General features: G+C 74.5%; 1 protein-coding gene. It reads left to right on the top strand.

The window, feature by feature from the left end; translation table 11 throughout:
- Positions 1 to 310: 310 nt before the first annotated feature.
- Positions 311 to 1,237: lytic transglycosylase domain-containing protein (locus tag HMPREF0731_RS24575; protein WP_157136260.1), on the top strand; the 927-nt coding region annotated here is incomplete at its 3' end.

Below are 1,237 nucleotides of genomic sequence, written 5' to 3'. Positions count from 1 at the left end.
TGCCGCCGGACGGCCGGGCGGAAGCACGGGCCGGCCGGGCCCGCCCGCCGCAGGGCGGCGCCGGACCCGATACCCCAAGGGATGGGGTGCCGCGATGCCTTCCGCCAGGGGTCAAAATCCCGCGCGCGGTCACGCCTCGCGGCGGGCGGTGCAGACGAGGCTTGCGCCAATCCGCTGTTTCCTCTAGCGGTTTAGCCGCAGATGTTCTGCTGAAACCTCAACCCGGGGGCGGTCCCGGATTCAGGGCGTGGGGGCGCCCTCGGATCCACCAACAGGATCGTGAAGTCCCGGGCCAGACGGAGAACAGGGGATGACTCCGTTCCAAAACGGTCGGATGACGCCGGGGGGGCGCGTCCGACTGGCCGCCACCCTGTCGATGGTGGCGTTGCTCGCGGCCTGCGGCAGCAGCCAGCAGGCCCGCACCTCGGCGCCCAGCGCCGCGGCCGAGGCGGCGATCTGGCCGCAGCCTTCCAGCTATGACCCGCCCGGGCCGTCCAGCGACCCCTGGGGGCCCTACATCCAGCAGGCCGCGCGCCGCTTCGACGTGCCGGAGCGCTGGATCCGCGAGGTGATGCGCCAGGAGAGCGGCGGCCGCGCCACGGCGCGCAGCCCGGTCGGCGCCATGGGGCTGATGCAGGTCATGCCCGGCACCTATGCCGAGCTGCGCGGCCGCTACGGGCTGGGGGACGACCCCTACCACCCGTGGAACAGCATCATGGCCGGCACCGCCTATGTGCGCGAGATGTACGAGCTGTATGGCAGCCCGGCCTTCCTCGCCGCCTACAATGCGGGGCCGCGCCGGCTGGAGGACTATCTGTGGAACGGCCGCGGCCTGCCGGCGGAGACGCGCAACTACGTCGCCCGCATCGGCCCGCGCATCGTCGACACCCATCCGGGCCGCCGCGCGGCGCCGGAGGTCTATGCGGCGGCCGAGATCCCGCTGAACATCCCGGCCGGCCCGCGCCGTGGCGACACCGCCACCATGCTGGCGCTGCGCGAGCAGCGCAACGCGGTCGACCCCGGCATCCGGGTGGCCAGCCTGCCGCCCGGCCCGGTCATCCGCATGGAGCCGATCCCGGACGGCTCGACCTACGCGGCGTCCGAGCCGGTGCAGGTGGCGAGTCTCGACCCCGCCGCCGGCGCCTCGGTGGTGCGGATGGAGCCGATCCCGGACGGCTCGACCTACAGCGCCGCCGCGCCGGAGCCGGCCCCGGTCGCCACCGGCAGCGCGCTGGCC

Source organism: Pseudoroseomonas cervicalis ATCC 49957, from assembly GCF_000164635.1.
Taxonomy (GTDB): Bacteria; Pseudomonadota; Alphaproteobacteria; order Acetobacterales; family Acetobacteraceae; genus Pseudoroseomonas; species Pseudoroseomonas cervicalis.
Note: the sequence above shows the minus strand (reverse complement) of the source record. Positions and strands in the feature narration are given on the sequence as shown.